Source organism: Kitasatospora sp. NPDC042419, assembly GCF_056437345.1.
The window spans coordinates 103,741-115,882 of the sequence record NZ_JBWKAW010000019.1 but is presented as its reverse complement, the minus strand read 5'-3'; the positions used below and the strand labels follow the sequence as shown (position 1 = coordinate 115,882).

Annotated in this window: 3 protein-coding genes; all 3 read left to right on the top strand. The window is 76.2% G+C overall.

The window, feature by feature from the left end:
- The 3 genes from AC067J_RS29480 to AC067J_RS29470 are packed head-to-tail and all read left to right on the top strand — an operon-like array spanning position 1 to position 12,138.
- Positions 1 to 5,046 carry a beta-ketoacyl synthase N-terminal-like domain-containing protein gene (locus AC067J_RS29480; RefSeq protein WP_478304253.1) on the top strand — a complete coding sequence of 1,682 codons (5,046 nt, stop codon included), beginning with the start codon at positions 1 to 3 and terminating at the stop codon, positions 5,044 to 5,046.
- The gene (locus AC067J_RS29475) at positions 5,043 to 8,744 is read left to right on the top strand and encodes a type I polyketide synthase (protein ID WP_478304251.1); all 3,702 of its coding nucleotides are present in this window, start codon (positions 5,043 to 5,045) and stop codon (positions 8,742 to 8,744) included. The genes AC067J_RS29480 and AC067J_RS29475 overlap by 4 nt, the downstream gene beginning before the upstream one ends.
- Positions 8,737 to 12,138 (top strand): amino acid adenylation domain-containing protein, encoded by a 3,402-nt coding sequence (locus AC067J_RS29470; RefSeq protein ID WP_478304250.1) that lies wholly within the window; start codon positions 8,737 to 8,739, stop codon positions 12,136 to 12,138. The genes AC067J_RS29475 and AC067J_RS29470 overlap by 8 nt, the downstream gene beginning before the upstream one ends.
- Positions 12,139 to 12,142 lie beyond the last annotated feature (4 nt).

The window sequence follows — 12,142 nt, the reverse complement described above, 5'->3', positions numbered from 1 at the left end:
ATGGAGGCACAGCGAGAGGGCGCCGTGGACACCGGACGGGGCACCACCGCGGCCGCGCCCACGCCGCTCACCAGGGCGCTCGACACCGTCCGGAAGCTGCGGGCGCAGCTGGACGCCGCGAGCGGCACCGGGCCGCTGGCGGTCGTCGGGATCGGCCTGCGGCTCCCGGGCGGCATCACCGACCCGGACGGGTACTGGACGGCGCTGGCGGAGGGCCGCGACCTGGTCGGCCCGCTGCCGGCCGCCCGCCGCGGGCCGTTCGCCGCGGAGTGGGAGCGGCTGCCGCACGTCGGCGGGTTCCTGGACGAGGTCATGGACTTCGACGCGGAGTTCTTCGGGATGAGCGCCGAGGAGGCCCGCGGTGTCGACCCCCAGCAGCGGCTGCTGCTGGAAGTCGCCTGGGAGGCCCTGGAGAACGCCGCGCTCCCCCCGGACCGGCTGGTCGCGGCCCGGACCGGGCTGTTCGTCGGCATCACCGGGCAGGAGTACTGGGACTGGCACCGCGGGGAGCCGGACACCCACTGGGCCGCCGGGAACGGCCACTGCTTCACGGTGGGCCGGCTGGCGTACGCGCTGGGGCTGGCCGGTCCGGCCATCACGGTGGACACCGCCTGCTCCTCGTCCCTGGTCTCGGTCCACCTGGCCCGGCAGGCCCTCGCCCGCCGGGAGTGCGACGTGGCACTGGCCGGCGGGGTGAACCTGGTGCTCTCGCCGCGCGCGACCCGGCTGCACCAGCTGGCGGGCACGCTGTCGCCGGACGGGCGGTGCAGCCCGTTCGACGCCCGGGCCAACGGCTTCACCCGCGGCGAGGGCTGCGGCGTGCTGGTCCTCAAGCGCCTGGAGGACGCGCGGCGCGACGGCGACCGGGTGCACGCGGTGGTCCGGGGCTCGGCGGTGAACCAGACCGGTCGCTCCACTGGCTTCACAGCCCCGAACGTGCTGTCGGAGGCCGCCCTGATCGAGGCGGCGCTGGCGGACGCCGGACTCGCCCCCGCCGACATCGGGCTGGTCGAGGCCCACGGGACCGGCACCCCGCTCGGGGACACCATCGAGATGGAGGCGATCGCCACCGCGCTGGGCCGCCGTAACGGCGGGGCCGCGCTGGCCGTCGGCTCGGTCAAGGCGAACCTGGGCCATCCGGAGTCCGCGGCCGGGGTGGTCGCGCTGGTCAAGGCGGTGCTGTGCCTGCAGCGGCGCGCGGTGCCGCCGCTGGTGCACTTCTCCACCCTGAACCCGCTGATCGACCTGGACGGTACCGGCATCACGCTGCCGACGGCGCTGCGGCCGTGGCCGGAGCGGAGCGGCCGTCATGCCGCGGTCAGCGCCTTCGGGATGGGCGGGACCAACGCCCACGTCATCCTCGGCCCTGCGGACGGCGAGGGCGAAGGCGCGGGTGCGGGCGAAGGCGCGGGTGCGGTTGCGGGCGCGGGACCGGCCCGGGGCGCGAGCGCGGGAACCGGCACAGGCACGGGCGCGGCCGGTGCCGTGGTCGCCGTGGACGGCTTCGAACTCTCGGCGCGGACGCCGGAGGCGCTCCGTGCCCTCGCCGCCGGGTTCCACCGGCGCCTGGCGGAGCTGCCGGACGACAGCTACCCGGCGTTCGCGTACACGGCGGGCTCCGGCCGCACGCGGCACCGCAGGCAGGCCCGAATCACCGCCCCCGACCGGGCCTCCGCACTGCGGGCGCTCCACGGACTCGCCGGGGGCGGCACCCCGGACGGGGTGGTGCTCACCGACCGCGACCGCGGGTGGGACGGCGCCGACGGCGGGTTCGGGGTCCTGCCCCGGGCCGTCGTCGACCTCCCGAACTACCCCTGGCAGCGCCGGCGTCACGCACCCGAGCCGGCGGACGGTCCGCCCGCGCCCGCCGGCGCCACGGCCGACGCCGCCGGCACGGTCACCGCAACCACCACCGTCACCGCAGCCACCACGGCGACGCCCGGGCCTGCGTCCCGGACCGCCGGAGCCCCGGCCGGCACCCCCGCCGACCGCCCGGCCGCCCACGCCCTCCACGCACTGGAGTGGACGGTGAGCGGGGACGGCACCGGCGGCCCGCCCGCCGGCGCGCCCGGCCGGTGGCTGCTGTTCGCCGACCGCTCGGGTGCGGGCGAGGCGTTGTGCGCCGAGATCACCGCCCGCCACGGCAGTTGCGTGACCGTCACCCCGGGCCGGGGCCACCAGCGCCCGGACCTGCTCCGCCACGAGATCGACCCGCTGCGGCCGGAGGACCTCACCGCCCTGCTCAAGGAACTGCGCACCGCCGGGGACGAGCCCTTCGCCGGGGTGGTCTACGGCTGGGGCCTGGACGCCACCGCCGCCGACGGCCCGCTCCCGGACGGCCCGTTCCCGCAAGGCCCCGGGCCGATCCCGGCACCGGAGCGGCAGGAGGCCCTCGTCCTCCCCGCCCTCCGGCTCCTCCGGGAGTTCGCCCACGACGGGCTGCCCGGCGGGCCGCGGGTCGCGCTGCTGACCCGGGGCGCGCACCGGGTCACCGAGCAGGACCCGGCTCCCGCCCTCGCCCAGGCCCTGCTGACGGGGCCGGTCGAGGCGGCCGAGGCCGGGCACCACGGGCTCCGCCCCGTCCTCGTCGACCTCGACCCGGACACCGCCCGGGACGACGCCGGCCGGCTGCTCGACGTGCTCCTCGACGTCCTGTCGCACCCCGGTGACGAGCCGCGCACCGCACTGCGCACCGCACTGCGCGGCCCCGTCCGGTACACCCCCGTCCACACTCCGCAGGACTCCCCGGACGGGACCGAGCCACCTTGGCAGCGGCGGCCGTTCGACCCGCGGCGGGACGCCAACCACCGGATCCTGGCGGTCCGGCCCGGCATCCTGGAGAGCCTGACGCCGACCCGGTGGGAACGGCCCCCGCCCGGACCGGGCCAGGTCGAGATCGAGGTCGCGGCGGCCGGGCTCAACTTCAGCGACGTGCTCAAGGCGATGGGCGCCTATCCGGGGGCCTCCGGCACGGTCCCGCTGGGTGTCGAGTGCGCGGGCCGGATCAGCGCGGTCGGCGAGGGCGTCGACCGCTTCCGGGTCGGGGACCGCGTGATGGCGGTGGTGCCGTCCGCGCTCGCGGCCTACACCACCACCGAGGCGCACCTGGTGGCACCTCGCCCGGCCGCGCTGGACGACGAGCAGGCGGCGGCCACCCCGGTCGCCTTCCTCACCGCCGTGTACGGGCTGCGCCACCTGGCCCGGCTGCGGGCGGGCGAGAAGCTGCTGATCCACTCGGCGACCGGCGGCGTGGGTCTGGCCGCGCTGGCGGTGGCCCGGCGGTGCGGCGCGGAGGTCTTCGCGACGGCCGGGACGGAGGAGAAGCGGCAACTCCTGCGCGAACTGGGCGTGGAGCGGGTGATGGACTCCCGGTCGGTGGCCTTCGCCGACGAGATCGCCGGCCTCACCGGCGGCCGCGGCGTCGACGTGGTGCTCAACTCGCTGACCGGCGAGGCGCTGCGGCGCAGCCTGGCCCTGCTGGCGCCGGGCGGCAGGTTCGTGGAGCTCGGCAAGCGCGACATCCACGACGACAGCCCGGTCGGCCTCGGCTTCCTCAAGCAGAACCGCTCGCTGTTCGCCGTCGACCTGGACCACACCTTCCGGGAGCAGCCGGCGCTGCTCGCCGAGCTGTTCGACGAGGTGGTGCGGGGCTTCGACGACGGGCAGTTCGACCCGCTGCCGGTCACGGTCCGCCCGTTCGCCGAGGCGGCGGAGGTCTTCGCCCGGATGGCCCAGGGCCGGCACACCGGGAAGCTGGTGCTCCGGCCTGACGGGTCGCCGGATGCCGCGGTGCCGGAGATCGCGGTGCCGCCGGCCCGTCCGGACGTCCGGGCGGAAGCGTCCTACCTGGTCACCGGCGGGGCGACGCCCGCGGCCCTGGAGGCGGCCCGGCAGCTGGCCGAGCTGGGCGCCCGCCGGATCGTGCTGGTCCGCGCCCCCTCGCCCGGCGCCGACACCGGGACCGAGGCCGGGGCCAGGGCCGGGGCCGGGGCCGAGACCGCCACCGGGGCCGAAGCAATGGCCCACGCCCACGCGGTCACCGACGCGGTGGCCGAGCTGCGCTCCCGGGGCGTCGAGGTCGCACTGCCCGTCGCGGACCTCACCCGCCCCGAGGACGTCGCCGCCCTCCTGGCCGGGCTCGACACCCCGGCGCGTCCCCTCGCCGGCGTGGTGCACACCGGGGAAGGCCCGGCCGGGTCCGTGCCCGACGGCACGGTGCCGGTACCCGACGACGACCTCGTGCGCGCCACCACGGCCCTGGCCGCCGGCGTCTGGCAACTCCATCTGGCCCTTTCCGAACGGGAGTTGGACTTCTTCCTGCTGTGCGCCCCGGCCGCCCCGCCGGGCCGGGAGGCCCCGGGCGGCGCCTTCCTGGACGCGCTGGCCGCGCACCGCCGGGCGCTCGGGCTGCCCGCCCTGAGCGTCAACCGCGAGGGCGTCGCCGCCCTCGGCCGGCTGCTGGTCAGCCCGGCCGTGGTGGCCCGGGTGACGACCGGCGGCGACGCGCCGGACGCGGACGGCGGCGAGGCGATCCGCCGCCGTCTGCTGGAGGTCGAACCGGGCCGGCGCCGCCGGGCCCTGCTGGTCGGGCACTGCCGGGAGCTGGCCGCCCGGGTGCTCGGGGGGCAGGGGTCCACGCCGGACGGCGCCGCGATCGACAGCACCGGGATCGACAGCGCGGCGCCGCTCGCCGGCCTCGGCTTCGACTCCATGCGCACCCTGGAGCTGCGCTCGCGGCTGGAGCTCTCGCTCGGACTGCGCCTGCCGTCGACGCTCGGGTGGCAGTACCCCACCCTGGACGCGCTGGCGCCCTACCTCGCCGAGCGGATGGGGATCCCGCTGGAGGCCGCCGTGGCCACCGAGGCCGCCAAGGCATCCGAGGCGGCCGTCCCGCCGCCGGTCCGGGAGCCCCGGGAGTCGCCGGCCGCCGCGCCGGAGGTCGATCTCGACGAGCTCTCGGAGCGCGAACTCGAAGCCCTCCTCCTCGCCAAGACCGAGCAGTTCGACGCCAGTGCCGATCCGACCGACCGGGGGCAGGGACGATGACCACGCGGGACCAGACCACACGGGACGACACCACACGGGACGGCAGCACGCCGCCCGCCGCCGCACCGAACAACGGCACCCCACCGAACCACGCCGCACCGAACGGCGCCGCACCGAACGGCGGCGCACCGAACGGCGGCGCACCGAACGACGGCGCGCGGGGTGACGGGTCCGCGTCGATGACGGCGATGAAGCGCGCCTACCTGACGATGGAGCGAATGCAGCGCCGGATCGACGCCTACGAGCAGGCCCGGTCCGAGCCGATCGCCATCGTGGGCGTGGGGTGCCGGCTCCCCGGCGGGGTGACCGGCCCCGACTCGTACTGGGAGCTGCTGGCCGGCGGCACCGACGCGATCGGCGAGGTCCCGCCCGGCCGCTGGGACGTGGAGGCGTTCTACGACCCCGAGCCGCGCCGGCCGGGGAAGAGCAGCACCCGCTGGGGCGGCTTCCTGGACCACATCGACCGCTTCGACCACGACTTCTTCGGCATCTCCCGGCGCGAGGCGGTGTCCATGGACCCGCAGCAACGGCTGGTACTGGAGGTCGCCTGGGAGGCCCTGGAGGACGCCGGGCAGGCGCCGCACGCGCTGGCCGGCAGCAGGACCGGGGTGTTCCTGGGGATCTGCAGCAACGACTACGCGGGTCTGCTGTTCCGCGAGCCGGAGGACATCACGGCCCACGCGAGCACCGGGATCGCGCACAGCATCGCGAGCGGCCGCCTGTCGTACCTGCTCGACCTGCGCGGACCGAGCGTCTCGGTGGACACCGCCTGCTCCTCGTCCCTGGTCGCCGTGCACCAGGCGTGCCAGAACCTGCGGCTCGGCGAGTGCGACCTGGCCGTCAGCGGCGGGGTGAACGCGGTGCTGTCGCCCGAGGCCGCCATCTCCTTCTCGCAGTTCCCGGAGATGCTGGCCGACGACGGCCGCTGCAAGACCTTCGACGCGGCGGCGAACGGCTTCGTCCGCAGCGAGGGCTGCGGCGTGGTGGTGCTCAAGCGGCTGTCGGACGCGCAGCGGGACGGCGACCGGGTGCTCGCGGTGATCCGCGGCTCCGCGGTCAACCAGGACGGGCGCAGCTCGGGCCTGACCGCGCCGAACGGAGCGGCCCAGCGCGACCTGTTCCGCCGCGCCCTGGCGGCCGCCGGGGCGGAGCCGGGACGGCTCGGCTACATCGAGACGCACGGTGCCGGTACCAAGCTGGGCGACCCGATCGAGGTGTCGGCGCTGGCCGAGGTCTACGGCCGTGCGGAGGGAGCGCCGCTGTACCTGGGCGCGGTGAAGACCAACCTCGGGCACCTGGAGGCGGCGGCCGGGATCGCCGGGCTGATCAAGGCGGCGCTCTGCGTCGACCGCGGGCTGATCCCGCCCAACCTGCACTTCGGCGAGCTCAACCCGCACATCTCCTTCGACGGGACGCCTTTCGCCGTGCCGACCGGCCTCACGCCGTGGCCGGACGGCGCGTCCGACGGGGCGCCGCGGCTGGCGGGCGTGAGCAGCTTCGGGTTCAGCGGGACCAACGCGCACCTGATCCTGGAGCAGGCGCCGGAGCGTCCGGCGGCCGAACCGGACGGACGGCGCCCGCTCTCGGTGCTGGCCCTGTCGGCGAAGAACGGCACCGCCCTGCTGAAGCTCGCCCGGCGGTACCAGGACCGGCTGGCGACGGCGGAGCCCGGGGCGGCGGCCGACCTGTGCTTCTCCGCCAACACCGGCCGCTCGCACTTCCCCCACCGGCTCGCGGCGGTGGGGGCGTCCGCCAGGGAACTCGCCGACCGGCTGGCGGACTTCGTGCGCGACGACCCCGCGGAAGGGCTGCTGCCGGGCCCGGCCGACGGCTCCGGCGGGGCGGCCGGTGAACCGGTCTTCCTGTTCACCGGGCAGGGCCCCCAACGGGCGGGCATGGCGCGGCGGTTGTACGAGACGCAGCCATCCTTCCGGCGGACCGTCGACCGCTGCGACGAGATCCTCCGGGACGTCCTGCCGCTGCCGTTGCTCTCGGTCCTCCACCCAGACGGCCTGCGACCCGGCGGCCTGCGGCCGGGCAGCCTCCACACCGGCGGCCCCCAACCCGACGGCCTCCAGCCCGGCGGCGGACCGGGCTCCCCCGGCGACACCGAGCTGATCAACAGCATGGAGTACGCCCAACCCGCCCTCTTCGCCGTGGAGTACGCCCTGGCCGAGCTCTGGCGCTCGTGGGGCGTGGAGCCGGCCGCCGTCATCGGCCACAGCCTCGGCGAGTACACCGCCGCCTGCTTCGCGGGGGCGATGTCCCTGGAGGACGGCCTGCGGCTGGTCGCCGAACGCGGCCGGCTGCTCCAACAGCTCGCCGAGGCCGGTGCCATGGCGGCCGTCTCCGCCCCGGCGGAGGAGGTCGCCGCGGAACTCGCCCGGTACGACGCCTCGTTGATCTCGGTCGCCGCCGTGAACGGCCCGGCCAACACCACCGTCTCCGGTGTGCGGGAGGTCGTCGACGCGGTCTGCGCGTCCTTCGCCGCGCGCGGCGCGGAGGTCAAGCGGCTGCGCATCTCCACGTCCTCGCACTCACCGCTGGTCGAGCCGGTCCTGGAGCCGCTGCGCAAGGCCCTGGACGAGGTCTCGTTCGGCCCGCCCCGGATCCCGCTGCTGTCCAACCTGACCGGCCGGCTGTGGCCGTGGGACGAACCGCTGGGCACCGACTACTGGCTCCGTCACGCGCGGCAGCCGGTGCTGTTCGCCGACGGGGTCCGGGCCCTGTACGACCTGGGGTACCGCACCTTCCTGGAGGTCGGTCCGGCACCGACGCTGCTGGGCCTGGTCCGTGAGGTCCTGACCGGCGACGACGTGCTGATGCTGCCCAGTCTGCGCCCGAAGTACGACGACTGGGAGATCCTGCTCGGCAGCCTGGGCCGGCTGTACGCGGACGGCGCCGAGGTCGACTGGGCCGGGTTCGACCGCGACTACGCCCGCTCGCGGACGCCGCTGCCGCACTACCCGTTCGCCGCCACCCGCTGCTGGCACGAGCCGGGCGGCGGAGGCACCGCGCCCGCCGGGCGGCGGACGCCGAGCCGGGTCGAGCCGGCCCGTCCCGGCTCGGCGCGGACCCCGGCACGGACCGAACCGTCGCGCGCCGAACCGTCCGACCGGTCAGGCACCCGCCCGGCCGGGCAGCCCGCGCCCCGCCGGGTACCCGGCGCACCGGGCGGCCGGGCCGCGGCGAGCGGGCTCCCGACGGCCGAGGAGCTGCTGCGGGTGCCCGCCGGGGACCGCGTCGGCACGCTCGTCACCCGGCTGACGTCCAGCGTCCGGACGGCCCTCGGATCGCGGGCCGCCACCGTCGACCCCGATGTGCCGCTGTCCGGGCTCGGACTGGACTCGCTGATGGCCGTGGAGCTCAGGAACGAGATCCAGAGCCGGCTGCGGATCAAGGTGACCGTGGCCGACTTCCTCAAGGGCGCGACCGTCCGCAGCCTCGCCGAACAGGTGGCCGGCGAGCTGGAGGACGCGCCGGCCGGGCAGGGGCGGGCGGACGCCGACGAGGGGCCGGCGATCCGGCGGGCGGCCCGGGCCGGGGACCGGACGGCGGAGCTGCTGGCGCTCCTGGACCAGGTGACCGGGGAACCGGCGCGAACCCCGGCGGAAGCGGACCAGGCCGAGCACGCACCGCAGGCGCAGCACACACCGCAGGCGGAGCAGGCAGCGCGGGCGGAGCGGGTCGATGACTGAGCTCGAACGGCGCCTGGCGGACCTCTCCCCGGAGCAGCGGGCGCGGCTGGACGAACTGCTCGCGGACCGCGGACTCACCGACCGGCAACTCACCGACCCGCAACTCACCGACCCGCCGATCGCGGACGACGGAACGGCCGAGGACGTCTTCCCGCTCTCGGTGTTCCAGCAGGGCATGTGGTTCCTGGAGCAGGTCCGGCCGGAGAACCCGGCGTACGTGGTCCCGGGCGCGGTGCGCGTCCGCGGGGCCGTGGACGCCCGGGTGCTGCGGGACGCGCTGAACGAGGTGGTCCGGCGGCACGAAACCCTCCGCACCACCTTCCGGCTGCGCGACGGCCGGCCGGCCCAGGTGGTGCGGCCCCGGCTGACGCTGGAGCTGCCCGAGGTCGACCTGCGGCGGGAAGGGCTCACCGGGGCCGCCCTGGAGGAGCGGATCGCCGGGGCGGCGGTCGGCGAGCCGTTCGACCTGGAGGCCGGTCCGCTGGTCCGGATGACGCTGCTGCGGACCGCGGACGACGAGTCGGTGCTGGTGCTGGCGCTGCACCACCTGGTCTCGGACCGCTGGTCGGTCTGGGTCCTGCTGTCCGAACTCGCCGCCCTGTACTCGGCGTTCGCCGCCGGCCGGCCCTCGCCGCTGCCGGAACTCCCCATCCAGTACGGGGACTTCGCACTGTGGCAGCGCGAGCGGCAGGACGAGGGCCGGTGGGCCGGGCAGTTGGCGTACTGGCGGGAGCACCTGGCCGGGGCACCGGCGGCGCTGGAGCTGCCGACGGACCGGCCCCGCCCCGCGGTCCAGGGCTTCAACGGCGGCACGCTGCCGGTCGAACTCCCCGAGCCGCTGATGCAGGAGCTGGGCCGGCTGGCCCACCGGCACGGCGCGACCACCTACATGGCGCTGCTGGCCGTCTTCACCGTCCTGCTGTCCCGGTACAGCCGCCGGCACGACGTCGTGGTGGGCGTGCCGATGGCCGTCCGCGACCGGCCCGAACTGGAGCCGCTGATCGGCTACTTCGTCAACACCCTGGCGATCAGGACCGACCTGGGCGGGGATCCCTCCTTCACCGAGGTGCTCGACCGGGTCCGGAGGGGCTGCCTCGGCGCCTACGAGCACCAGGAGGTGCCGTTCGAGCTGGTGGTCGGGGAGCTGAACACGGCGCGCGACCTCAGCAGGCCGCCGGTGTACCAGGCGAGCTTCGCCTACGGCCGGGAGGCGGTGCCGCACCTCACTCTGGGCGGCGCGGAGCTGGACCGGATGCCGGTCCGGAGCGAGGGGGCCCGCTTCGACCTGGAGCTTCAGGCGTTCGACCGGGACGGCGGGCTCAGCGGCTGGTTCGAGTACGACCGCGACCTGTTCGACGAGTCCACCGTCGCCCGGATGGCGGTCCACTTCCGCCGCCTGGCGGAACAGGCGGTGGCGGACCCGGAGCGGCCGGTCGACCGGCTGGATCTGCTGGAGGACGGCGAACGCCACCGGATCCTGGAGGAGTTCAACGCCACCGCGCAGGACTGGCCCGGGGAGACGGGCTGGATCCACCAGTGCTTCGAGGAGGAGGCGCGGCGGCGCCCCGAGGCGCAGGCCCTGCGCTTCGAGGGGCGCGGCGTGAGCTACCGGGAGCTGAACCGGCGCGCCAACCGGCTCGCCCACCGGCTGCTGCGGCTCGGCGTCGGCCGGGACGTCGTGGTGGGTGTCGGCCTGGAGCGGTCGCCGGAGCTGGTGGTGGCGCTGCTCGCGGTGCTCAAGGCGGGCGGCGCCTACCTGCCGCTGGACCCGGACCTCCCGCACGCCCGCCTGGAGCACATGGTCCGGGACGCCCGGGTCCCGGTGCTGCTCACCTCGCGCGGGGTGCTCGGGCGGCTGCCCGCGACCGGGGCCGAGGTGCTGTGCGTCGAGGAGTTCGAGGCCGCGCCCGGCGACGAGCCGGACGACGACCCGCAGGTCGCGGTGGACGGCGAGGACCTCGCGTACGTGATCTACACCTCCGGCTCCACCGGCACCCCCAAGGGCGTCATGAACGTGCACGCCGGGATCCGCAACCGGCTGTTGTGGATGCAGGACGCCTACCGCCTGGACGCCACCGACCGGGTGCTGCAGAAGACCCCGTTCTCCTTCGACGTGTCGGTGTGGGAGTTCTTCTGGCCGCTGACGACCGGCGCCACGCTCGTCCTCGCCCGCCCGGAGGGCCACCGGGACGGCGACTACCTGGCGCGGACCATCCGGGCGGAGCGGGTGACGACGGTGCACTTCGTGCCGTCCATGCTCCAGGCCTTCCTCCGGGAGCCGGTGGAGGAGTGCACCAGCCTGCGCCGGGTGGTGTGCAGCGGCGAGGCGCTGCCGCGCGACCTCCAGGACCGCTTCCTGGCCCGCTCCCGGGCCCGGCTGTACAACCTGTACGGCCCGACCGAGGCGGCCGTCGACGTCACCCACTGGACCTGCCGCGAGGAGGACGGCCGGCGGCCGGTGCCGATCGGCAGGCCGATCGCCAACACCCGGGTGTACGTGCTGGACGGGTCGCTGCGCCCGGTGCCGGTCGGCGTGCCCGGCGAGCTCCACATCGGCGGCCGGGGCCTGGCCCGCGGCTACCTGAACCGGCCCGGGCTGACCGCCGAACGGTTCGTCCGGAACCCCTTCGACCCGGCTCCGGGGGCACGGCTGTACCGGACCGGGGACCTCGCCCGCTTCCGCGAGGACGGCGTGCTGGAGTTCCTGGGCCGGCTGGACCACCAGGTGAAGCTGCGCGGCTTCCGGATCGAGCTCGGCGAGATCGAGGCCGTGCTGGCCGCGCACCCCGGGGTGCGCGAGGCGGTGGTGACGGCCCGGCCGAACCGGGCCGGGGACGTCCGGCTGGTGGCCCACCTGACGGCGGAGGGTGCCCCGGCGCCCGACCCCGCGGAGCTGGCCGGCCACCTGCGCCGGCAACTCCCCGCGTACATGGTGCCCGCCGCCTTCGAAGTCCTGGTGGCCTTCCCGCTCACCCCCAGCGGGAAGGTGGACCGCGCCGCCCTGCCCGAGCCGAGCGGCGTCCGGCCGGAACCGGGCGCCCGGTTCACGGCGCCCGCGGCCGGCCTGGAGCACACCCTGGCCGGGCTGTGGCGCAAGGCGCTGGGGGTCGACCGGGTCGGCGCCCACGACAACTTCTTCGACCTCGGCGGGCACTCGCTGCTGATGGCCGAGCTGAGGTCGCTGCTCGCCGCGGACACCGGGCACCGGGTGTCGATGGTCGAGCTGTTCCAGCACCCCACGGTCGCGTCGCTGGCCGAGTACCTGAGCCGGCCGGAGGGTCCGACCCCGACCCCCGGGCCCGAAGCGCGCCAACGCGCGGAGAACCGCCGCCTGGCCGGCGCCCGGCGGCGCCAGGCGGCCGGACGCCGCGCCCGTCCCGAGAGCGATAGGTGACCCG

Coding starts and splice junctions, on each gene's coding strand:
- AC067J_RS29470 (WP_478304250.1), top strand. CDS start 8,737: ATGACTGAGCTCGAACGGCGCCTGGCGGACCTCTCCCCGGAGCAGCGG.
- AC067J_RS29475 (WP_478304251.1), top strand. CDS start 5,043: ATGACCACGCGGGACCAGACCACACGGGACGACACCACACGGGACGGC.
- AC067J_RS29480 (WP_478304253.1), top strand. CDS start 1: ATGGAGGCACAGCGAGAGGGCGCCGTGGACACCGGACGGGGCACCACC.